The sequence below is a fragment of the Nonomuraea sp. NPDC049725 genome, from assembly GCF_040674795.1.
GTDB classification, from domain to species: Bacteria; Actinomycetota; Actinomycetes; order Streptosporangiales; family Streptosporangiaceae; genus Nonomuraea; species Nonomuraea ceibae.
Genome location: NZ_JBFANJ010000005.1, coordinates 220,907 through 243,479, shown reverse-complemented (window position 1 = coordinate 243,479; position 22,573 = coordinate 220,907). Strand labels below are relative to the sequence as shown.

Sequence of the window (22,573 nt, the reverse complement as noted above, 5' to 3'; positions counted from 1 at the left end):
GTATGGTGGTGCGCAGTGGAGGGCCCGGTGCACCAGCGCCGAGCGCTTCACGAGGCACGGGAGGTGGGGCCGATGTTCCTCGGCACCCATCAACCGCGTCTGGACGACAAGGGACGGCTGTTCCTGCCGGCTAAGTACCGTGAGGAGCTGGCGGAGGGTCTTGTGATCACCAAAGGCCAGGAGCGATGCCTCTACGTCTTTCCCGTGGAGGAGTTCCAGCGCATAACCGAGGCTCTCAGCACCGCCCCGGTCACCGCCAAGGCGGTGCGCGACTACAGCCGCGTCTTCTTCGCCAGCGCGTCCGACGAGAAACCAGACAAGCAGGGACGCATCACGATCCCGCAGGGGCTGCGGCAGTACGCCGGCCTGCAGCGTGACTGCGTGGTCATCGGTGCCAACACCCGGCTGGAGATCTGGGACGCGCAGGCCTGGGACACCTACCTCAACGCGCAGGAGCAGGCGTTCGCCGACCTGTCGGAGGAGGTGCTGCCAGGGATTCTTTAGAAGTCACGGTCGAGCCGTCGGAGATGTCGTTCGGCGAGGTCTCCACCCGCAACCACTGCCGGCCAGCTGATGCACCTTCCCCGGTGTCAGATGGCAGGCGTCCACGAAGAGGGTGCGGATGGGGACCTGGCCGGACGGCACCGGGGTGGGGACCCTTTGCAGGACGGACACATCGACCGGCCGCGTCATCCGCGAGCCAGGACGCGAGAGGGGGGTTTGGAGATGCACGACGACGCAGCCAAGGGCGGTCACGTTCCGGTCATGCTCGAGCGCGTACTGGAGCTGCTCGCTCCGGCGCTCACCGGCCCGGACCCCGTCGTCGTCGACGCCAACCTCGGCCTCGGCGGCCACGCGGAGGCACTGCTCGCCGCGCACCCCGCGCTGCACCTCATCGGCATCGACCGCGACCCGTTCGCGATCGACCACGCCACGCGCAGGCTCGCCCCCTACTCCGGGCGCACCACGCTCGTCCACGCCTCGTCCGACGAGATGGCCGCCGTGCTGGCCCGCGCCGGGCGCACCACGGTCGACGGGGTGCTGTTCGACCTGGGCGTCTCCTCGCCCCAGCTTGACGAGGCCCAGCGTGGTTTCGCCTATTCCTACGACGCCCCGCTCGACATGCGCATGGACACCGACCAGGAGCTCACCGCCGAGGTCGTGGTCAACACCTACCCCGCCGCCGAGCTGACCCGCATCCTGCGCGTCTACGGCGAGGAGAGGTTCGCCCCGCGTGTCGCGGGCCTGATCATCAAGGAACGGGCCAAAGACCCCATAACGTCGACGAAGCGGCTGGCCGACATCGTCCGCGAGGCGATTCCGGCCGCCACCCGGCGCACCGGGGGCAACCCCGCCAAACGAACGTTCCAGGCGCTGCGCATCGAGGTCAACGCGGAACTGGCCGCCCTGGAGGCGGCCCTGCCCGCGGCCCTCGACGCGCTGGCGCTCGGCGGGAGAGTCGTCGTGCTCTCCTACCACTCCCTGGAGGACCGGCTCACCAAGCAGGTCCTCACGGCGCGAACCAAGGACACCAGCCCGCCCGGGCTGCCCGTCCCGCTGCCGGCTCACCAGCCGCGGTTCCGCCTCCTGACGAGGGGAGCCGAGCTCCCGAGCGAAGAAGAGCTGACCCGCAACCCGCGGGCGGCTTCGGCCCGGCTCAGGGCCGCAGAGAGGATCCGTGTTGACGACCAGGACTGAGCAGGAGACCCGGCGGGGCGCGCCCGCCCGCGGCACTGTGCCCACGACCGGTCCCGCGGCCGGGAGCACGCCCGCGGCCGCGGCCGGACCGAAGACCGGCAGGCGCCGGCCCGACGTCCCGCACCCGGCCAAGCCCGTCCCCGAGACCGACCCGCGCCCGGCTCGCGGCGCCCGCCCGTCGCCCGACACCAGATCCCGCACCTCCCGCCCGGCCGCCGACCGCGCGGGCCGCCCGGGTCCTGACGCTTCCGGGCGTCCGGGACGTACGGGCGCCGAGCGCGCCGAGCGCCCTGGGCGGACGGCCGCCGACGCGGAGCGCTCCGGCGCGGCGCGCACGGCACGCACGGCGTCCGACGGCGCGCAGCGTACGGGGCGGACGGCGGCCGAGCGGTCCGCCGGCGCCGCCTCTGAGCGCGCCGGCCGCACCAGGACCGAGGCCGCCCCGCGGCCTGCCACCGGTGCCACCCGCACCCGGCCCGGCGCCGACCCCCGCACGCGCGGGCCCCGCACCGACCGCGGGCGCGGCGTCGCCGGCGGGCTGGACGGGCAGGCGCGCCCCGCCGTCCGGCGACGCCCGGCACGGCGGCAGCGCGCCCCGTTCGTGCTGCTCGTCGTCGGGCTGCTCTGCGGCGGCCTGGTGAGCCTGCTGCTGCTCAACACCGTGCTGGCCCAGGACTCCATCACCGCCTCGACCCTCGTGGACGAGATCGCCAGCGAGCGGCAGCACAACGAGGACCTCAAGCGCAAGAACGAGCAGAGCAAGCTGCCCACGGAGATCGCCAGGCAGGCCGAGGAGCTCGGCATGCGCCCGGCGTGGGACAGCGTCGACCCCTACACCGCCGAGCCCGGCCAGGCGGTCCAGGGGCGGTGAGCGGCACCAGCGGCAGGGGTCAAGGTCCCGGTCGCGGCACAGGCGGCGCCGGCTCTCAAGGAGGGCCCGGCGCCGCTCGTCGTACGCCGGGCGGCCCGGGACGGGCGGGACGCAACACCTCCGCCCGCCCCACGCCGCCGGATGAGCCCCGCGAACGGCCCGACCCGTTCGACCTCCCCTTCACCCGCGACTTCACCCCCGACGAGCCCGGCGCCGACACCCCGCCGTCCCGGGGCGACGCCTCCAGGGGCCGCCCCCGCCGCGACGGCGAGGGCCCGTCCCGGAGTGACCCCCCGGGCGGCCGCTCCCGAGATGACGGGGACGGGCCGTCCCGGGACGGGGCCTCCAGGGGCCGCTCCCGCCGCGACGGTGAGGGGCCGTCCCGGGGTGACGTCCCGGAAGGCCGCACCCGGGGTGAACGGGACGGGTCGTATCGGGGTGACGCCCCGGGCGGCCGGTCCCGTCGCGGCGGGGAAGGGCCGTACGGAGGCGACGAGGACGCGCCGCGTGGGCGGTCGCGTCGTGGTGCGGGGGAGGGACGGAACGGCGGGGCCGGTGACGGCCCGAGGGGGCGGTCGCGGGGTGACGACGGCGAGGGCCCGCGTGACGGGGCCCGCCGAAGGCCCTCCGGGGGTCGCTCCGGTGATGGTGGTGAGGACGGGCCGGGCGGCAGGTTCCGGCAGGACGAGGGGCCGGGGGCGCGTGGGCGTGCCCGGCAGGATGGTGGCGATGTGGCCCGCGGGCGGGCAGGTGACGGTGGCGAGCGGCCGAGGAGCCGCGGACCCCAGGGCGACGACCGGCCGAGGGGCCGGGGCGACAGGCAGGACGCGCCGGGCAGGCGCCCCACCACGGGCGGCCGCCGCCCGTTCCCGGACGAGCGCCGCCCCGGCGCGGACGACCGGCGCGCCCCCCAGGACGACCGGCGCGCCCCTCAGGACGACCGCCGCCCCGACGGGGGCGGGCGCAGGCCGAGCCCGGCGGAGCGGGGGCGGGAGGCGCCCGGGAGCGCCAGGCGGACGTCGCGTGACTCCGCCCAGAGCCCCAGGGGACGCACGCGCGACGGCTCCGACGGGCACCGGGGCCGCGACGGCGGGGAGGGCTACCGCAGCGCCCGCGAGGACGGCGGACGCCGTCCACCGCCCCGGGGGCCGCGCCAGGGCGGCGGGCGGCCGCCCGTGCCGCCGAGGCCGCCGCTGGTGCTGCGCCTGGGCAACCCGCGCCGGCGGATCAACATCGGCCTGATCGGCATGACGTTCGTGCTGTCGATCTTCGCCGGCCGCCTGATCCAGATGCAGGGCCTCGACTCCAAGGTGTACGAGGCGGCGGCGGTGGACCAGCGGCAGCAGACGGAGGAGATCCAGGCCAAGCGCGGCTCCATCACCGACGTGAACGGCCACGACCTGGCCGTGACGGTCGAGGCGCGGGAGATCGCCATCGACCCGACGAAGGTGCCCGAGGAGGTGCGCGGGAAGGTGGCCGCGCTGCTGGCGCGCCATCTGGGCAAGGACGAGCGCGAGCTGGCCGCCAAGCTGGCCCGCGTCGACACCCGCTACCAGCTCCTGGCCAGGGACGTGGAGCCGGTCGTGGCCACCCGCCTGCTGAAGGAGCCGATCCCGTCGCTGACGGCCACGGAGACGTACCGGCGGGTCTACCCCGGCGGCGACCTGGCGGGCAGCCTGATCGGCTTCGTCGGCGACGAGAAGAGCGGCCTGGCGGGCATGGAGCAGGCCCGCGACTCGGTGCTGGCGGGGCGTGACGGCGAGGTGCGGATGGAGACGGGCCGTGACGGCCTGCGCATCCCGATGACCAGCAGCCAGCGCACGCCGCCGGTCGACGGCCGTGACGTGCGGCTGACCATCGACCGCGACATCCAGTGGGCGGCCCAGAAGGCGATCGCCGAGCAGACGAGGAAGTCGGGCGCGAGCAGCGGCACCGTGATCGTCATGGACGTCCGCACGGCGCAGATCATCGCCATGGCCAACGCCCCCGAGCTCGACCTGGCCAACTGGCGCAAGGCGCCCGAGTCGCACTACGTCAACCGCGCCGCGGCCGAGGTGTTCGAGCCGGGCAGCACGAACAAGGTGATCACCGCCGCCGCCGCGCTGGAGGCGGGCGTGGTCGAGCCGGGCACGGTGTTCCACGTCAAGGACAACATCCAGTGCGCCGACCGGGTGCTGCGCGACGCGCACGCGCACCCGCCGCAGAACATGACCTTCCAGCAGGCCGTGGCCGAGTCGAGCAACGTGGCCACGGTCATGGCCGCGCGCAAGGTCGGCAGCCAGGGCCTGTACGAGATGCTCAAGGCGTTCGGGTTCGGCACGCGGCCGGGCGGCGGGGTGCCGGGCGCGGAGGCCGGGCTGCTGCCCGACTACAAGACCTGGTCGGGCAGCCAGAGCTGCACGGTCGCCTACGGGCAGGGCGTCTCGGTCACGGCGCTGCAGATGGCCAGCGTCTACCAGACGATCGCCAACGGCGGCGTCAAGATCGAGCCGCAGATCGTCGCCGGCACGACGGACGAGGCGGGCAGGTTCGTCCCCGCTCCTCCTGGTAAGCAGACCAGGGTGACCAGCGAGGAGACCGCCAAGGAGATCAGCACCATGCTCGAAGCCGCGGTGAGCGCGGAGGGCACCGGCGAGCTCGCCGCCATCCCGGGCTACCGGGTGGCGGGCAAGACCGGCACGGCCAACCGCTACGATGCCGAACTCGGCCGCTACGACGGCTACACCGCCTCGTTCGTGGGCTTCACGCCCGCCGACGCGCCCCGGCTGGTGGTGCTGTCGGTGCTGCAGAACCCCAAGAACGGCCATTTCGGCGGGCAGCTGGCCGCGCCGGTGTTCAAGGATGTGATGACGTTCGCCATCAAGAGCAGGAAGATTCCTCCCACAGGCTCCGCCGCCTCCCCGGTGCGGACACGCGCGGGACAGTGACCGGGAAAGGTACGCTGCCGCCGTGCGTCCCCCGTCGTCTATGCGTCCAACGAGCAGTCCGCCCCGCCCGCTGACCGGGCTGGCGACCATGCTCGACGCCGGTTCAGGCACCGCGCGCTCGCCGCGCGCCGCGCTGACCGGCGTCACCATCGACTCCCGCCAGGTGCGGCGCGGAGATCTGTACGTCGCCCTGCCGGGCGTCAGCGCCCACGGCGCGGACTTCGCCGCCGAGGCGCTGGCCCGCGGCGCCGTGGCGGTGCTGACCGATCCCGGCGGCCGTGACGCGGCCGTCGCCACCGGCCTGCCGGTGCTGATCGTGCCCGATCCGCGCGCCGTGCTGGGCCAGGTCTCGGCCTGGGTCTACGGCCGGCCCGCCGACGGCATCACCGTCCTCGGCGTGACCGGCACCAGCGGCAAGTCGACCACCACGTTCCTGCTGGAGGCCGGGCTGCGCGCGGCCGGGCACACGGCCGGCCTGGTCGGCGGCGTGGAGATCCACGCCGGCGAGCTGCGCTTCGAGGCCAGGCTGACCACGCCGGAGGCCTCCGAGCTGCACGGCCTGTTCGCGCTCATGCGTGAGCAGGGCGTCACGGCGGCCGCCATGGAGGTCTCCAGCCACGCGCTGGCACTGGGCCGGGTCGACGGCGTCTTCTACGACGTGGCGCTGTTCACCAACCTGTCGCAGGACCACCTCGACTTCCACAAGGACTTCGACGACTACTTCGCCACCAAGGCCAGGTTGTTCCAGCCGGAGCTGAGCCGCTGCGGCGTCACCAACCTCGACGACGCCTACGGCCGCGAGCTGCTGAACGTGGCCAAGGTGCCGATGACGACGTTCTCGGCGCTGGGCGACCCGGAGGCCGACTGGCGGGCGCTGGACGTCCGGCTGGGCGCCGACGGCAGCGAGTTCCTGGTGGCCGGTCCGGGCGGCGTGGAGGCGCGGGCGCGGATCTCGCTGCCGGGCCCGTTCAACGTCGCCAACGCGCTCGGCGCGATCGTCACGCTCGTCGAGTCCGGGGCGCCGCTGCCCGACGCCGTGCGCGGCGTCGGCACGCTGACGGGCGTGCCGGGCCGCATGGAGCGGGTCACCGGCTCCGGCGACGCGTTCCAGGCCGTCGTCGACTACTCGCACAAGCCCGCCGCGGTCGAGTCGGTGCTGCGCTCGCTGCGCGAGGTCACCGACGGCACGCTCACGGTCGTGCTCGGCTGCGGCGGCGACCGCGACTCGGGCAAGCGGCCGCTCATGGGCGAGGCCGCCGCCCGGCTGGCCGATGTGGCGGTCTTCACGAGCGACAATCCCCGTTCCGAGGACCCGCTGCACATCCTGGCCGCCATGATGGAGGGGGCGCTCCGCGTTCCCCGGCACGAGCGCGCCCATGTGATCATTGAGCCCGACCGCGCCGCGGCCATCGACCTGGCGGTCGGCCGCGCCGGGCGCGGTGACGTGATAGTCGTGGCCGGCAAGGGCCACGAGCAGGGCCAGTACGTTTCAGGCGAGGTGATCCCCTTCGACGACAGGGAGGTGGTCGCCGCCGCGATCGACGCACGCAAGGAAAGCAGGAAGCACGCATGATCCCGTTGCCTCTGGCCAGGATCGCCGAGATCACCTCGGGCGCCCTGTCGGGCATGGCCGACCCCCGCGCGGTGGTGCGGGGTCCCGTCGTCATCGACTCGAGGGAAGCCGCGCCGGGATCGCTGTTCGTCGCCTACAAGGGCGCCCGGGTCGACGGCCACGACTTCGCCGCGCAGGCGCTGCGGGCCGGCGCCGTCGCGGTGCTCGCCGGCCGCCCGGTCGAGGGGCCCGCGATCATCGTGCCCGACGCCACGGCCGCGCTCGCCGAGCTGGCCACGGCGCAGGCCGCCGCGCTGCCCTCGGCGACCGTGATCGGCGTGACCGGCTCGGCCGGCAAGACCACCACCAAGGACCTGCTGGCCAGGCTCACCGCCCGCATCGGCCCGACGATCGCGCCCGCCGGCAACCACAACAACGAGATCGGCCACCCGCTCACGGTCCTCAAGGCCGACGCCACCACCCGCTACCTGGTGCTGGAGCTGAGCGCCCGCAGCATCGGCAACATCGCCGACCTGGCGCGCATCGCGCCGCCGCGGATCGGCGTGGTGCTCAACGTCGGCACCGCCCACCTCGGCGTGTTCGGCGGCAAGGAGGCCATCGCCAAGGCCAAGGGCGAGCTCGTCGAGGCGCTGCCGGGCGACGGCGTCGCCGTGCTCAACGCCGACGACCCGCTGGTGCGCGCGATGGCCTCGCGCACGCAGGCGCGCGTCACCCTGTTCGGCCGCTCCGAGGACGCGGTCGTGCGGGCCGAGGAGATCACCGTGGACGAGCGCGGGCGCGCCGCGTTCACGCTGCGCACCCCCTCGGGCGCGGCTCCCGTCAGGCTCAAGCTGTACGGCGGCCACGCGGTGGACAACGCGCTGGCCGCGGCCGCGGCGGGCTACGAGCTGGGCCTGCCGGTCGCCACCATCGCCGAGGAGCTGTCGCAGGCCGAGCCGCGCAGCCGGTGGCGGATGGAGGTCACCGACCGGCCCGACGGCGTCACGGTCGTCAACGACGCCTACAACGCCAACCCCGACTCGATGCGGGCCGCGTTCGAGGCGCTGGCCGCGCTCGGCCGGGGCCGCCGCCGGTTCGCCGTCATCGCCGCCCTGCGCGAGCTGGGTGACGAGAGCCAGGAGCTCAACACCGAGCTCGGCCGGCTGGCGGGCGGCAGCGGCCTGGCGGGCCTGGTCGTGGCCGGCGCCGACGCCGGGCCGGTGCTCGAAGGCGCGCACGAGGCCGCCAGGCGGCTGGCCGAGGCGGGCGGGCCCCCGGGAGCGGGCGGGCCGCCGCTCATCACGCACGTGCCCGACGCGCAGGCGGCGGCGGCCGAGCTGGGCCGGTGGCTGCGGCCCGGTGACGTCGTGCTCGTCAAGGGCCCCCGGGCCATGGGTCTCGAACGCACGGCCGAGCTGCTGCTCGGGGGTGCCGCCCAGTGACCGACATCATCATCGCCGGCGCGGTGGGGCTGATCCTCTCCATGCTCGGCACCCCCCTCGCCATCCGGCTGTTCTCCAGACGCGGCTACGGCCAGGAGATCCGCGAGGAGGGCCCGTCCGGCCACCACGGCAAGCGTGGCACCCCCACCATGGGCGGCACGGTCATCGTGCTGGCCTCGCTGCTCGCCTACGGCGCCTCCCACCTGGCCACGCTGGCCAAGCCGACGATCTCGGGACTGCTGGTGCTGTTCCTGATGACCGGGCTCGGCGCCGTCGGCTTCCTCGACGACTTCATCAAGATCTACAAGCAGCGCTCCCTGGGCCTGCGCAGCGGCGCCAAGGCGCTCGGCCAGCTCATCATCGGCGCGATCTTCGCGGTGCTGGTCACGCAGAACCCCAACATCTACGACATCACGCCCGCCGAGCCGAGGCTGTCGTTCCTGCGTGACTTCGGCCCGTCGATCGGCATCGTCGGGTTCACCATCTGGGTCCTCATCATGATCGTCGGGTTCTCCAACGCGGTGAATCTCACCGACGGCCTCGACGGCCTGGCCAGCGGCGCCACCGGCGTCGTCCTCGGCGCGTACGTGCTGATCGGCAACTGGCAGCTGCGCAACAACTGCATCGACCAGCTCGGCCCCAACTGCTACTGGGTGCGCGACCCGCTCGACCTGGCCGTGGTGGCCGCCTCCGTGCTCGGCGCCCTGGTCGGCTTCCTGTGGTGGAACGCGCCCCCCGCCAAGATCTTCATGGGCGACACCGGCTCGCTCGCGCTCGGCGGCGTGCTGGCGGGCCTGGCCATCGCCACCCGCACCCAGCTCCTGCTCATCATCCTGGCCGGGCTCTGCGTCGTCATCACGATGTCGGTGATCATCCAGGTGGGCTTCTTCAAGATGACCGGCAAACGGGTGTTCCGGATGGCGCCGCTGCAGCACCACTTCGAGCTCAAGGGCTGGGCCGAGACCACGATCGTGGTGCGCTTCTGGCTGGTCGCCGGGCTGTGCGCGGCGCTCGGGCTCGGCCTGTTCTACTTCGAATGGATGCCCCGCTGATGAGCCTCACCTGCGTCGCCGGGCTCGGCGTCTCCGGCACCGCCGCCGCCCGCGTGCTGGCCGCGCGGGGCGAGCGGGTCGTCGTCGTGGAGTCGGCCGAGGGGGAGCGGCAGCTCGCCGCCGCGGCCGAGCTGTCCGGGCACGGCGTCGAGGTCAGGTTCGGGCCGCTGGAGCTGCCCGAGGGCGTCACCCGGCTGGTCACCACCGGCTGGGCGCCGCACCACCCGCTCATCGCCGCCGCCCTCGACGCGGGCGTCGAGGTGGTCGGCGAGGTGGAGCTGGCCTGGCGGCTGCGGCCCGGCCGGGCCGCCCCCTGGCTGGCGCTGACCGGCACCAACGGCAAGACCACCGCCGTGCGCATGCTCACCTCCATCCTGCTCGCCGCCGGGCGCAAGGCCGCCGCCGTCGGCAACGTGGGCGTGCCCGTGGTGGAGGCCGTGGGCGAGCCGTACGACGCGCTCGCCGTCGAGCTGTCGAGCTTCCAGCTCCACTGGTCCTCCACGCTGGCCCCGCACGCCGCCGCGATCCTCAACCTGGCGCCCGACCACCTCGACTGGCACGGGTCCATGGAGGCGTACGCGGCCGACAAGGGCCGGCTGTACGAGCGGGCCGGCACCGTGATCTACAACGCCGACGACCCCGAGGTCGCCCGGCTGGCCGCCCCCTACCCGGGCGCCGTCGGCTTCACGCTGCGCGTGCCCAGGCCCGGCCAGGTCGGCGTGGTCGAGGACCTGCTCGTCGACCGGGCCTTCGTCGCCGACCCGGCCGAGTCGGCCGAGGAGCTCGCCACGCTGGCCGACGTGCGCCCGCTCGCGCCGCACAACGTCGCCAACGCGCTGGCCGCCGCCGCGCTGGCCCGCACCCTCGGCGTCTCCTCGGAGGCCGTACGGCAGGGCCTGCGCGACTTCACGCCCGACCCGCACCGCCTGGCCCACGTGGCCCGCGTCGGCGAGGTCGACTACGTCGACGACTCCAAGGCCACCAACCCGCACGCCGCCGCCGCCGCGCTCTCGTCCTACCCGTCGATCGTGTGGGTGGCCGGCGGCCAGCTCAAGGGCGCCGACGTGGACGAGCTCGTCCGGCAGGCGGCCCCCCGGCTGCGCGGCGCGGTGCTGCTCGGCGCCGACCGGGCCCGGATCGCCGAAGCTCTCGCGCGACACGCGCCGAATGTCCCCGTCGTGGACATCTCCGGCCAAGACACTGGTGTGATGGACCGAGTCGTCACCGAAGCCTCCCGGCTGGCCTCCCCCGGAGACACCGTGCTGCTGTCCCCGGCGGGCGCGTCGCTGGACATGTTCGCCAACTATCCGGCGCGAGGGGAGGCCTTCGCGCGTGCCGTACGCGGGCTAGAGGCGGCCACGTGAGCGCGCCGGCCTCCGAGAAGGAACAGCGCTCGCGCGCCACGCAGGAGCCGTCAGGCTGGGCCCGCGAGCAGCTCGTCTCGCTGCGGGAGCTGCTGGACAAGCCGCTCACCACCTACTACCTGATCATCGGGTGCGTGACGCTGCTGCTCGCGCTCGGGCTGATGATGGTGCTGTCGGCCTCCAGCATCGAGGCGATGCACAAGACCGGCAGCCCGTTCTCCTGGTTCATCAGGCAGTCGATGTCGGCCGCGCTGGGCGTGCTGGTCATGTGGCTGTGCACGCGGCTGCCGTACAAGGTGTTCCGGTGGGCGGGCTACCCGCTGATGGCGCTGTCGATCATCGCGCTGATCCTGGTGCTCGCCTTCGGCCGGTCGGAGCTGGGCGCGCAGCGCTGGCTCGACCTCGGCCCGATCTTCCTGCAGCCGTCGGAGCCCGCCAAGCTCGGGCTGGCGCTGTGGGGCGCCGACCTGCTGGCGCGCCGGGCCCGCGCCGGGCGCATCGAGTGGCGGCACATGCTCATCCCGCTCATGCCCGGCACCGCGATCCTGGCCACCATGGTCATGCTCGGCAGCGACCTCGGCACCACCATCGTGCTCTTCATGATCTTCCTGGCGCTGCTGTGGGTGGTGGGGGCGCCGGTCAAGCTGTTCGGCGGCATCCTGGCGCTGGCCATGCTCGCCGCGATCATCATGATCCGGGTGGAGCCGTACCGGATGGCCCGCGTCGGCTCCTTCCTCGACCCGTGGGCCGACGCGCAGGGCGCCGGCTACCAGGCGGTGCAGGGGCAGATCGCGATGGGCTCCGGCGGCTGGTTCGGGCTCGGGCTGGGCAGCAGCCGGCAGAAGTGGTCGTGGCTGCCCCACGGCGAGAGCGACTTCATCTTCGCCATCCTCGGCGAGGAGCTGGGGCTCATGGGCACGCTGCTGGTCGTGGCGCTGTTCGGCCTGCTCGGCTACGCCGGGCTGCGCGTGGCGACCCGCGTCAACGACGCCTTCGTCCGGCTCGTGGCGGTCGCCGTGGTGGCCTGGATCGTCGGCCAGGGGCTCGTCAACATGGGCGCCGTGCTCGGCGTGCTGCCCATCACCGGCATCCCGCTGCCGCTGGTCTCCTACGGCGGCTCGGCGCTGCTGCCGACGCTGGCCGCGCTGGGCATGCTGCTGTCGTTCGCCAAACGGGAGCCCGGAGCGCGCGAGGCCTTGGCCGCACGTGGCCCCGGACCGGCCGCCCGGGGCCTAAGCTGGCTTGGCCTGGGGCGTACGAGCAGACGCCGAGACAGACGTTAGGGAGTGACCGACATGAGGGTGGTCCTCGCCGGTGGCGGGACGGCCGGGCACATCGAGCCGGCTCTCGCCCTGGCCGACGCGCTACGCCGCCTCGATCCGGGTGTCGGCGTCACCTGCGTGGGCACCGACAGAGGGCTGGAGACGCGCCTGGTCCCGGCCCGCGGCTACGAGCTGGAGCTGGTCCCCGCCGTGCCGCTGCCCAGGGCGATCACCCCGCAGCTGCTCACCGTCCCCGGCAGGCTCGCCGGGGCGGTCAACGCCATGGCCGCCGTCCTCGACCGGGTCCGGGCCGACGTCCTGGTCGGCTTCGGCGGCTACGTGGCCACCCCCGCCTACCTGGCCGCCAAGCGGCGCGGCGTGCCCATCGTCGTGCACGAGGCCAACCCGCGCCCCGGCCTGGCCAACCGGCTCGGCGCCCGGCTCACCGACCACGTCTTCACCGGCTTCCCCGACAGCTCGATCGGCAAGGCCGAGTTCATCGGCACCCCGCTGCGCCGCGAGATCGTCGAGCTCGACCGGCTGTCCACCGGCGACAAGGCGCGCTCGTGGTTCGGGCTGCAGACCGACCGGCCCACGCTGCTGGTGTTCGGCGGCTCCCAGGGCGCCCGCTCGATCAACGAGGCCGCGCTGGCCGCCGCCCCCGCGCTGCGCCGCGCCGGGGTCCAGGTGCTGCACGTCATCGGCCCCAAGAACACCGTCGACCACGAGCCGCCGCCCGGCGACCCGCAGTACGTCCTGCTCCCGTACGTGGACCGCATGGACCTCGCCTACGCCGCCGCCGACCTGGCGGTGTGCCGCAGCGGGGCGCTCACCTGCGCCGAGCTGACCGCGGTCGGGCTCCCCGCCGCGTACGTGCCGCTGCCCCACGGCAACGGCGAGCAGCGGCTCAACGCCGAGCGCGTCACCGCGGGCGGCGGCGGGCTGCTCGTCGACGACGCCGAGCTGACCGCCGAATGGATCGTCCACCACGTGCTGCCCGTCCTCCACGACCCCGAGCGGGTCGCCGCCATGTCGGAGGCCGCCTCCACACTGGGGAGGAAGGACGCCGACCTCATACTCGCCAGGAAAGTGTTGGAGATAGCCCGATGAGCCTCGTCAAGCTGGTCGATCCCGTAGCCGCAGAAGACCTGGGCCGGGTGCACTTCATCGGCATCGGTGGCGCGGGCATGTCGGGCATCGCGCGCATCCTGCTCAAGCGCGGCGTGCGCGTGTCCGGCAGCGACGCCCGCAGCGGCGAGCAGGTCACCGAGCTGCGCGAGCTGGGCGCCACCGTGCACATCGGCCACGCCGCCTCCCACATCCGCGACGTCGACACCGTCGTCGTCTCCACCGCCATCCGCGACTCCAACCCCGAGCTGGGCGAGGCGCTCAAGCAGCGGCTGCGGGTCATCCCGAGGGCCGCCGCGCTGGCCTCCGTCATGGCCGGGCGCACCGGCGTGGCCATCGCCGGCACCCACGGCAAGACCACCACCACCTCGATGCTCACCGTCGCCCTGCAGAAGTGCGGGGCCGACCCGTCCTACTGCGTGGGCGGGCAGCTCGTCACCACCGGGCTCGGCGCCGACGAGGGGTCCGGGCAGGTGTTCGTGGCCGAGGCCGACGAGAGCGACGGCTCGTTCCTCATGCTGGCGCCCGAGATCGCCGTGGTGACCAACGTCGAGGCCGACCATCTGGACAACTACGGCGACCCGCGCGCGGTGCACGACAGCTTCGCCCGCTTCGCCGAGCGGATCGGCTCGCTGCTGGTCTCCTGCGCCGACGACCCCGGCGCGGCCGAGGTGGCCGCCCAGGCGCGGGCGCGCGGGCTGCGCGTGGTGACCTACGGCGAGCAGGGCGACTACCGGATCTCCGGCGTGCGCCCCGACGGGTTCGGCACCGTGTTCACCGTCGAGGGCCCAGGCGGGCGCGGCGGCGAGGTGCGGCTGGCCGTTCCCGGCGCCCACAACGCGCTCAACGCCACCGCGGTCATCGCCGTGGCCGACGAGCTGGGCCTGCCCTTCGAGGAGATCAGGGACGGCCTGGCGGCCTTCACCGGGGCCAAGCGGCGCTTCGAGGCCAAGGGCGAGGCGGGCGGCGTGGCCGTGTTCGACAGCTACGCCCACCACCCGACCGAGCTGGCCGCCGACCTGCGGGCCGCCCGCGACGTGGTCGCCTCCTACTCCGGCCACGGCCGGGTCATCGCGATCTTCCAGCCGCACCTCTATTCGCGCACCCGCTTCTTCGCCGACGAGTTCGGCGCCGCGCTCGGCCTGGCCGACGAGGCGATCGTGCTCGACGTCTACGGGGCCCGCGAGGACCCCGAGCCGGGCGTGTCGGGCGCGCTGGTGGCCGGGCGGGTGCCGCTGCCCGCCGAGCGGGTCGCCTACGCGCCCGACCGCGCCTCGGTGCCCGCGCTGGTGGCCGCGCGGGCGCGGGCCGGCGACGTCGTCCTGACGATGGGCGCGGGCGACGTGACCGAGCTCGGCCCGCAGATCGTCGCCCGCCTGTCGGGCGGCTGACACGGCTGACACGCGGGCGTGGCGCCACGGCGTCCCCCGGGCCGGCGGCGTAGGTTCGGGGGTCACAGGGTGACGCGGGGAGGGCGATGAAGGCGCGGAAGGTGTTCCTGGTGCTGCTCACCGCCGGAGTGGTGGGGACGGCGGCGTGGCTGATCTTCTTCTCGCCGGTGCTGGGCGTGCGATCGGTGGAGATCGTGGGAAATGTCACAGTGCCCGCCGACCGGATCAGGCAGGCGGCCCAGGTCCCCGACCTGCACCCGCTGGCGACCGTCGACCTGGCCGGCGTCCAGGCCCGGGTGCAGGCCATCAGGCAGGTGGCCGGCGCCAAGGTCGACCGGGTCTGGCCGGGCACCCTGCGCATCGAGGTCGCCGAGCGCGAGCCGGTCGCCCAGGTGCCCGCCGGGAGCCAGGTGGCGCTGATCGACAAGCTCGGCGTGGTCATCGAGGTGCAGGACGTCGCGCCGCCGCTGCTGCCCGTGCTGAAGGTCGCCGCGCCCGCGGCGGGCGACCCGGTCACCATGGCGGCGCTCAAGGTCGTCGAGGGGCTGCCGGGGGAGCTGGCCGGGCGGGTGCGCCAGGTGGCCGCCACGACGGCCGAGGACGTCACGCTGACGCTCTCCGACGGCCGCACGGTCATCTGGGGCGGCGTGGACCGCCCGGAGGCCAAGGCGCGCATCCTGGCGAGCATGCTGCGGCGCGAGGCCGAGGTCTACGACGTGAGCTCGCCCGACGTGGTGACGCTCAGGTGAGGATCGGCCCTCATGGTCACCCGGGCGGCCAAACTCGGGGCCGCGGCACCGCCGAGCCTGTCCGTCGCGGGCCTCCCGCCGTGAGAGCCTGTACCCCGGGTAACGGCGGTGGAGGCCCCCGACCAGGCGTGACCACGGAGCGAAACGGACAGCCCGCGACACGCCGGACGTGCTTGCGGCGCGGTTAGTTGACCCGCGCGGAGCGTAACTCCTACTGTCCGTATCAATCTCAGGTTGACATAAATCTAAATCTCAACTTGAGGTTGAGAGTTACCCGAACTGACAAGACGCGGAGAAATCCGCACCGAAATGGCAAGTCAACGAGCGGAAAGGCCCCTCGTCGTGGCAGCACCGCAGAACTACCTCGCGGTCATCAAGGTCGTCGGCATCGGCGGCGGCGGAGTGAACGCCGTCAACCGGATGATCGAAGAGGGACTCAAGGGCGTCGAGTTCATCGCGATAAACACCGACGCCCAGGCGCTGCTGATGAGTGACGCCGACGTCAAACTGGACGTGGGCCGTGAGCTCACGCGCGGCCTCGGCGCGGGGGCGAACCCCGACGTCGGCCGCAAGGCGGCAGAGGACCACCGGGAGGAGATCGAGGAGGTCCTCAAGGGGGCCGACATGGTCTTCGTCACGGCCGGCGAGGGCGGCGGCACCGGCACCGGCGGCGCGCCCGTCGTGGCCAACATCGCCAGATCGCTGGGCGCGTTGACGATAGGCGTAGTCACCCGGCCGTTCAGCTTCGAGGGCCGCCGCCGCGCCATGCAGGCCGAGGCGGGCATCGAGACGCTGCGCGACGAGGTCGACACCCTCATCGTCATCCCCAACGACCGGCTGCTGTCGATCTCCGACAGGCAGGTCAGCGTCCTGGACGCCTTCAAGGCGGCCGACCAGGTGCTGCTCTCCGGTGTGCAGGGCATCACCGACCTGATCACCACGCCCGGCCTGATCAACCTCGACTTCGCCGACGTCAAGTCGGTCATGTCGGGCGCGGGCTCGGCGCTCATGGGCATCGGCCACGCGCGCGGCGACGACCGCTCGGTCGCGGCGGCCGAGATGGCCGTCTCCAGCCCGCTGCTGGAGGCCAGCATCGACGGCGCCCACGGCGTGCTGCTGTCGATCGCGGGCGGCTCCGACCTCGGCCTGTTCGAGATCAACGAGGCGGCCCAGCTCGTCTCCATGGCGGCCGCGCCCGACGCCAACATCATCTTCGGCACGGTCATCGACGACGCGCTCGGCGACGAGGTGCGGGTCACCGTGATCGCCGCGGGCTTCGACGACCTGCCGCCGGCCGAGAAGCCGCTGCCGCGCCCGCAGGCGCGTCCCGCCGCCCAGGCGCCGGCGCAGCCCGCCGCGCCGCCCGTGCCGCCGCCCGCGCGCTCCAGCACGCCACCGGCCGCCGTCAAGCCCGAGCCCAGGCCCGAGCTCCGCCCGGAGCCGCGCGTCGAGTTCAGGCCCGAGCCGCGTCCCGAGCCCCGCGCCGAGTTCCGCCCGGAGTCGCGTCCCGAGCAGCGTGCCGACTTCAGGCCCGAGCCGCGCCCCGAGCCCCGCGCCGAGTCGCGTCCGGAGCAGCGTGCCGACTTCCGGCCCGAGTCGCGCCCCGAGCCGCCCCGTACGGACTTCAGGCCGGAGCCCCGGCCCGAGCCCCGCCCGGAGCCGGCCCGGCCCGCCGAGAGCGCCCAGGAGCCGGCCGCCGGCCAGGACGACCAGCCCGGCCCGGTCTCCATCCCGCGGCCCACCCCGGAGCCCGCCAACCCGCCCACGCCCATCACCTCCCGCATGTCGGAGCCCGCCAAACGTCGGCCGGTGGTCTTCGAGGAGCAGGAGGAGGAGCTCGACGTCCCCGACTTCCTCAAGTAGCACCGCAGGCCCCCGCCGCTCCCTCGTCCGTCCCAGGGGAGCGGCGCCGCTGTGCCAGGGGCCTGTGACCCTCTTCTCGTACGTGACCGCGGACCGTTCCCGCCAGGGGGGCGGGGCCGTGGCGGGGAGCCGGGTGCGGGAGGATGGGGGCGCACAGGAAGGAGAGGCGTGCGAAGGGAAGAGATCGCCTCGGGCCTCACCGAGGTCGAAGGACGCATCGGGGAGGCGTGCCGGGCGGCGCGGCGTGACCGGGGCGAAGTGACGTTGATCGCCGTGACCAAGACCTACCCGGCCGACGACGTGCGCATCCTGGCCGAGCTGGGCCTGCGCGACGTGGCGGAGAACCGGGACCAGGAGGCCGCGGCCAAGGCGCGCGAGTGCGCCGGGCTCCCGCTGACCTGGCACTTCGTCGGGCAGCTGCAGACCAACAAGGTCCGTTCCGTCGTCGGCTACGCCGACGTGATCCACTCCGTCGACCGGCTCCGGCTGGTCGAGGCGATCAGCCGCGAGGCCGTACGGCAGGGCCGCGAGGTCGGCTGCCTGGTCCAGGTGGCGCTCGACGACGATCCGGCCAGGGGCGGCGCCCGTCCCGCCGAGGTGCCCGAGCTCGCCGCGCAGATCGCCGCCGCGCCGGGCCTGTGGCTCGGCGGCGTCATGGCCGTGGCGCCGCTGGGGGAGGACCCGGGGGCGGCGTTCGCGCGGCTGCGCGAAGTGGCGCTGGCCGTACAGGACCGGCATCCACGTGCCACGATGATTTCGGCGGGTATGAGCGACGATCTGGCCGAGGCCGTCGCGCACGGCGCCACACATGTGCGGATCGGTACGGCGTTGCTCGGCCGCCGCAAGCTCTTCGTCAGGTAATGTCCCCTCAAGTGGGTCTTCAAGGCCCGCGATCCGGTAGAGGTCGATCAGCGGTGAGCTCCAAGGGGGTACGGCTACCGCCTCGGGCCCGGCGACAGGCCCGAGCGAGTGCGACCATGAGCAGGAGGACGACTTAGCGATGGCCGGCGCGATGCGCAAGATGGCGGTCTACCTCGGTCTCGTGGAGGACGACCGCTACGAGAGGTACGAGCCCTACACGGATGAGTACACCTACGAGGACGACGGGCCGCGAACCGGCGAGGAACGTCCCGTAACGGTCCAGGACCGTGAGGAGGAGGCCGAGCCCGGGGTCCCCGCGCCGCGGCCCGCCACGACCGTCCTGGAGCGCCGTACGACCGATCTGGCCCGCATCACGACCCTCCACCCCCGGACGTACAACGAGGCCCGGACCATCGGCGAGCACTTCCGCGACGGCACGCCGGTCATCATGAACCTGACGGAAATGGTTGACAGCGACGCAAAGCGGCTGGTCGATTTCGCGGCAGGTCTGGTCTTCGGGCTACATGGCAGCATTGAACGTGTTACCAACAAGGTGTTCCTGTTGTCCCCTGCCAATGTCGAGGTGACCGCCGAGGACAAGGCTCGAATCGCGGAACGCGGGTTCTTCAACCAGAGTTAGAGTCTCTGTATGCCTATCGGATCCAACCAGGTCTCCCCGAGACCGGGCGGACACATCGGAAGTGGAGGGACGGCCGGACCGTGGGGATCGTAAGCCAGATCTTGGTCGTCGTCCTGTCTCTTTATCTGGTGCTGCTCATCGGCCGGATGATCTTCGAGACAGTGCAGGCTTTCGCCCGGCAGTGGCGGCCTTCAGGGGTCGTCCTCGTGCTCGCCGAAGCCACATACACCGCAACCGACCCGCCTCTCAAGTTCCTCCGCCGTTTCATTCCCCCGCTCCGGTTGGGTACGGTGGCCTTTGACCTAAGCTTCACTGTCCTCTTCATCATCGTCCTGCTGCTGATCAACATCGTAGGATCGTTCGGCGGCCGATGAGTGGGGGCCGCGGGGCACAGGTCGTGATCCAACTCGTGTCCGCGCTGAAGTGATTCGGGTTACCGTCCCTCCGGACAGACTCCAAAGCGCGCCAAGGAGACCAAAAGATGCCGCTTACGCCCGCTGATGTGCGGAACAAGCAGTTCAGCACGACCCGGTTGCGACCGGGCTACGACGAGGAAGAGGTCGACGCGTTCCTCGACGAGGTCGAGGCCGAGCTTGACCGCCTCATCCAGGAGAACGAGGAGCTGCGCGCCAAGCTGGCCGAGTGCCTGCGCGGCAAGGTGCCTGGGGGCATGAACATGCCCATGGCCTCCGCGCCGGTCCAGGAGCAGCCCAAGCCGGAGATGATGCAGCCGCCGCAGCCGGAGCCCATGCGGGCCCCCGAGCCGCAGCCGCAGCCCCAGCCGGTTCCCGTGGCCATGAACATGCCTCCCGCCGAGGACAACATGGACACCGCGGCCCGCGTTCTCGCCCTCGCCCAGCAGACCGCCGACCAGGCGATCGCCGACGCCCGCCGCGAGGCCGACGAGACCGTCACCCGCGCCCGCCGCGAGGCCGACGAGATCCTCACCAAGGCCCGCCGCCAGGCCGAGCAGGTCATCGGCGACGCCCGCGCCCGCGCCGAGACGCTCGAGCGCGACGCCCAGGAGCGCCACCGTCAGGCCATGGGCTCCCTCGTCCAGACCCGCGACGAGCTCGAGCGCAAGGTCGAGGAGCTGCGCAGCTTCGAACGCGAATACCGCAGCCGCCTCAAGCTCTACCTGGAGAACCAGCTCGCCGAGCTCAACGTCTCCGCGGAGGGCAGCGGCGGGTTCCCGGTCATGTCGGGCGGTCCCGGCGCTCCCGCCATGTCGCACGCCGTGCCTCAGGGTGGTCAGCAGCCTCTGCCTGGTGGCCAGAACCCGTTCGGCGGCGAGGCTCCGCAGGGTGCCTTCCCCGGCGGTGACGGTCCCCACAACGACCGCCGGTAAAGTAACGGGTCGACCGGACCCGTCACTCGAAAGAGCCCCTAGTGATCCTTATCAGTGCTGGTTTGGTGCTCGCGGCGGTCGTGCTGCTGATCGCGGGCTTCGTACTGGCCAAGCCGTTCCTGATCATGTGGTCCATCGTGGTCAGCGTGCTGTCGGCGCTGTTCCTGGTGATCGGAGCGCTGCTGCGGCGTCACGAGCTGTTCCCCGGTGGTGGGCAGGCCGCTGCGCCGGCCACCCCCCCTCCGGCAGGGCTCGTGCCCCCCGGGGCGCCGCACACCCGCACCGGCCCGATGACGACCTCGGCAGGGACCTCGATGGGGGCCCCGATGGGGACACAACCGCCGTCCGGTCCGCACCCGTACCAGCGGACTCCGGCGATGCCCGCACCTGTGCCCGCGCCCGCGGCCCGGCCCGCGCAGGCACCCGCGACGCACCGCCCCGCGACGGCCGGAGGGATCTCCCCGGACGCGATCGTGCTGGTCATTCCCGGACGCAGGCGCTACCACGTGCCGGGATGCCGCCAGCTCGCCGGACGGGATCACGAGGAGCTCACGTACGAAGAGGCGCGGGAGGAGGGCTTCACGCCCTGCACCGCCTGCCTCCCGGACGCCGCGCTCGGCGGACGGCAGCTGCCGCCTGCCGCCGACCCCGAGCCCGCGGTCTCCGCCGCACATCTGGCCGAACCCGCCGAACCCACGCGCGACCTGCGTTCCCCGGTCGCCCCGCCGAAGTCCGGTCCCCAGGCTTCCACCCCCACCCCGTCCGGTTCATCCGCGTCGCCGGGCTCGCCCGCTTCGTCTGCTTCGCCTGATGAGCGTGCGACCGGGTCGCGTGCCGAGGCCGCAGCCGCCTCGCCCGCCGAGGGGCGCCCCGCGCCTGCCGACGGCCCGTCCGCCTCGCCCGCCTCGCCCGCCGAGGACGGTGAGAGCGCGTCCGGCTGGTTCGCCCGCCCGGCCGCCAAGCCTGACGACACCCCCTCCGGCTCCCGTCCCAGCGGCAGCGCCACGGCCTCCGACGAGGACGAGACGGAGACCAGGACTTCCCTCCCGCTGCCCGGCGCCAAGCCGGGGCGGCCCACTGCCGACCACGCTGCTGACCGCGACGCCGACCCGGCGGACCGCGATCCCGACACTCAGCCGCAGCCGCGCGTCACCGCCGACGGCACGCCGGTGCCGCAGCCTCCCGCCGCCGCCGCCGCGGGCCGCACGGAGCGGTCCAGCGCGTCGGGCGGCCCGTCCGCTTCCGGCCCGTCCTCTTCCAGTACGTCCCGCCAGGCTGAGGCGGCCTCCGAGATGACGCCGCCCAGCGGGGTCAGGCGACCCGCCGCAGGCGGCGTCCGGCCCGGCTCCCCAGCGGGTGACGCGCCGGAACGCCCGGCATCGTCCGCGGAATCGGCCCGCCCCAGCGGCCCCCTGCCCTCCGGCACGGGCCCCAAGAACGCCACCCCGGCCGACCGCCCCTCGGCAGGCAACGCGAAGACCGCCGCTCCGGCGGGCGCTTCCAAGGGTGCCGCCCCGGCCGGCACATCCAAGGGCGCCGCCCCGGCCGACGCCCCCAAGGGCGCTGCCCCGGTTGGCGACCGCAAGGGGACGGGCTCGGCCGGCGACTCCAAGGAGACCGGCCCGACGGGCGGTTCCCAGGGGACCGCTCCCACGGGCGCCTCACGAGGGGCAGCCCCGTCAGACGCCACCCCGAGCAGCGCCGGAACGGGCGGAACCTCAGGTGGCGGCAGATCTACGGGCGCGTCCGCGAGCGGAGCCACCGGAACCTCCGGGAGTGGCAGGCCGACGGGCGCCGCCGCGAGCGGAGCCGCCGGAACGGGTGGCGCGTCGGGTGGCGGCACCTCTACCGGTGCCGCCTCGACCGGCGCCGCCAAGGGCCCCGTGACCGAGGGCCCCGCGCCCAAGGACTCAACGCCCAAGGTTTCCGCTGCCAAGGGCGGGACCGCTGCGGGCAGTGGGGCCGGGAAGGGGGCCGCGGAAGGCGGTGCCTCTGGCGCGGGCAAGGGGAAGGCGCAGTCTCGGACAGCCGAGGAAAGGATGGCCGGGACGGCGGGGGAGTCCGCTGGCCCGGGGCGTCCGGCTTCGTCGGCGGAGTCAGCCAAGGGGACGGCCGGTGCCGCGGGCAAGGGCCGTGAGGCCGCCGCTGCCCAGGGCAAGAACGGCGGCGGGACGGTGAAGGTCATCGTCGGGACCCGGCGCTACCACAGCACCGCGTGCCCGCTGATCCAGGGCGCCGGCGACTCGGGCGTGGAGACCATGACGCAGGCGCAGGCCGAGGCGGCCGGGCTGACGAGCTGCTCGGTCTGCCAGAACGAGCGCGAGGCCGTCGGCTGACATCGACGACACCGCCCCGCGTCCGAGAGGGCGCGCGGCGGGTTGAGCTGTGCACGAAGCCGGGCCTGCGGCGGGTTGAGCTGTACGCG

General features: G+C 73.7%; 18 protein-coding genes. All 18 read left to right on the top strand.

The features are described from left to right. Positions 1-72: 72 nt before the first annotated feature. Positions 73-504: a division/cell wall cluster transcriptional repressor MraZ gene (mraZ, locus tag AB0J53_RS15335; RefSeq protein WP_219507284.1), complete on the top strand. Its 432-nt coding sequence runs from the start codon at positions 73-75 to the stop codon at positions 502-504. Positions 505-726: 222 nt separating this feature from the next. Beyond that, positions 727-1,698 carry a 16S rRNA (cytosine(1402)-N(4))-methyltransferase RsmH gene (gene rsmH / locus AB0J53_RS15330; RefSeq protein WP_364172288.1) on the top strand — a complete coding sequence of 324 codons (972 nt, stop codon included), beginning with the start codon at positions 727-729 and terminating at the stop codon, positions 1,696-1,698. Beyond that, positions 1,682-2,569: a hypothetical protein gene (locus tag AB0J53_RS15325; protein WP_364172286.1), complete on the top strand. Its 888-nt coding sequence runs from the start codon at positions 1,682-1,684 to the stop codon at positions 2,567-2,569. The genes rsmH and AB0J53_RS15325 overlap by 17 nt, the downstream gene beginning before the upstream one ends. A gap of 731 nt (positions 2,570-3,300) precedes the next feature. Continuing rightward, a complete protein-coding gene (locus AB0J53_RS15320) occupies positions 3,301-5,496 on the top strand; it encodes a penicillin-binding transpeptidase domain-containing protein (protein ID WP_364172284.1) in 2,196 nt (731 codons plus the stop codon). A 40-nt stretch (positions 5,497-5,536) separates the two neighbouring features. Next, positions 5,537-7,069 (top strand): UDP-N-acetylmuramoyl-L-alanyl-D-glutamate--2,6-diaminopimelate ligase, encoded by a 1,533-nt coding sequence (locus AB0J53_RS15315; protein WP_364172282.1) that lies wholly within the window; start codon positions 5,537-5,539, stop codon positions 7,067-7,069. Continuing rightward, positions 7,066-8,490: a UDP-N-acetylmuramoyl-tripeptide--D-alanyl-D-alanine ligase gene (gene murF, locus AB0J53_RS15310; protein ID WP_219502298.1), complete on the top strand. Its 1,425-nt coding sequence runs from the start codon at positions 7,066-7,068 to the stop codon at positions 8,488-8,490. The genes AB0J53_RS15315 and murF overlap by 4 nt, the downstream gene beginning before the upstream one ends. Next, the gene (gene mraY, locus AB0J53_RS15305) at positions 8,487-9,542 is read left to right on the top strand and encodes a phospho-N-acetylmuramoyl-pentapeptide-transferase (protein ID WP_219502300.1); all 1,056 of its coding nucleotides are present in this window, start codon (positions 8,487-8,489) and stop codon (positions 9,540-9,542) included. The genes murF and mraY overlap by 4 nt, the downstream gene beginning before the upstream one ends. After that, the gene (murD, locus tag AB0J53_RS15300) at positions 9,527-10,906 is read left to right on the top strand and encodes a UDP-N-acetylmuramoyl-L-alanine--D-glutamate ligase (protein ID WP_364172279.1); all 1,380 of its coding nucleotides are present in this window, start codon (positions 9,527-9,529) and stop codon (positions 10,904-10,906) included. The genes mraY and murD overlap by 16 nt, the downstream gene beginning before the upstream one ends. Continuing rightward, positions 10,903-12,189: a putative lipid II flippase FtsW gene (gene ftsW, locus AB0J53_RS15295; RefSeq protein WP_219502302.1), complete on the top strand. Its 1,287-nt coding sequence runs from the start codon at positions 10,903-10,905 to the stop codon at positions 12,187-12,189. The genes murD and ftsW overlap by 4 nt, the downstream gene beginning before the upstream one ends. 12 nt (positions 12,190-12,201) lie before the next feature. After that, entirely contained in the window at positions 12,202-13,278 is a 1,077-nt protein-coding gene (gene murG, locus AB0J53_RS15290; RefSeq protein WP_219502304.1) for an undecaprenyldiphospho-muramoylpentapeptide beta-N-acetylglucosaminyltransferase, read from the top strand. Continuing rightward, positions 13,275-14,687, top strand: coding sequence for a UDP-N-acetylmuramate--L-alanine ligase (murC, locus tag AB0J53_RS15285; protein WP_364172276.1), 1,413 nt, complete (start codon positions 13,275-13,277; stop codon positions 14,685-14,687). Before murG ends, murC begins: the two co-directional genes overlap by 4 nt. A gap of 86 nt (positions 14,688-14,773) precedes the next feature. Next, on the top strand, positions 14,774-15,436 hold the full coding sequence (locus AB0J53_RS15280; protein ID WP_219502308.1) for an FtsQ-type POTRA domain-containing protein: 663 nt from the start codon (positions 14,774-14,776) through the stop codon (positions 15,434-15,436). A 342-nt stretch (positions 15,437-15,778) separates the two neighbouring features. Next, on the top strand, positions 15,779-17,299 hold the full coding sequence (ftsZ, locus tag AB0J53_RS15275) for a cell division protein FtsZ (protein WP_364172274.1): 1,521 nt from the start codon (positions 15,779-15,781) through the stop codon (positions 17,297-17,299). A gap of 168 nt (positions 17,300-17,467) precedes the next feature. Continuing rightward, positions 17,468-18,160 carry a YggS family pyridoxal phosphate-dependent enzyme gene (locus AB0J53_RS15270; RefSeq protein ID WP_219502312.1) on the top strand — a complete coding sequence of 231 codons (693 nt, stop codon included), beginning with the start codon at positions 17,468-17,470 and terminating at the stop codon, positions 18,158-18,160. Between the two features lie 139 nt (positions 18,161-18,299). Continuing rightward, positions 18,300-18,800 (top strand): cell division protein SepF, encoded by a 501-nt coding sequence (gene sepF / locus AB0J53_RS15265; RefSeq protein ID WP_049564089.1) that lies wholly within the window; start codon positions 18,300-18,302, stop codon positions 18,798-18,800. Between the two features lie 80 nt (positions 18,801-18,880). Continuing rightward, complete coding sequence (locus tag AB0J53_RS15260) at positions 18,881-19,174, top strand: YggT family protein (RefSeq protein WP_049564087.1); 294 nt, start codon at positions 18,881-18,883, stop codon at positions 19,172-19,174. A 107-nt stretch (positions 19,175-19,281) separates the two neighbouring features. Continuing rightward, a complete protein-coding gene (locus AB0J53_RS15255; protein WP_219502314.1) occupies positions 19,282-20,148 on the top strand; it encodes a DivIVA domain-containing protein in 867 nt (288 codons plus the stop codon). Positions 20,149-20,210: 62 nt separating this feature from the next. Continuing rightward, positions 20,211-22,484: a hypothetical protein gene (locus AB0J53_RS15250; RefSeq protein ID WP_364172270.1), complete on the top strand. Its 2,274-nt coding sequence runs from the start codon at positions 20,211-20,213 to the stop codon at positions 22,482-22,484. The last annotated feature ends 89 nt before the right edge of the window (positions 22,485-22,573 follow it).